Annotated in this window: 1 rRNA gene; it reads left to right on the plus strand. The window is 45.4% G+C overall.

What is annotated here, in order from left to right:
- Positions 1-53 (plus strand): 16S ribosomal RNA (locus tag J7Q78_RS09970); the annotation flags it as partial.
- Positions 54-207: the final 154 nt, after the last annotated feature.

Genomic DNA, 207 nt, shown 5'->3' on the forward strand with positions numbered 1-207 from the left:
TGAAGTCGTAACAAGGTAGCCGTAGGAGAACCTGCGGCTGGATCACCTCCTTTCTAAGGAATAATACGGAAAGCCTTGAACATTTGAAAAGTCGAAACTTTGTTTAGTTTTGAGAGGTCTACTCTCATTGAATTAGGACGTTTTTTGGGCCTATAGCTCAGCTGGTTAGAGCGCACGCCTGATAAGCGTGAGGTCGATGGTTCGAGT

The organism is Latilactobacillus fragifolii, from assembly GCF_905332535.1.
GTDB lineage: Bacteria > Bacillota > Bacilli > Lactobacillales > Lactobacillaceae > Latilactobacillus > Latilactobacillus fragifolii.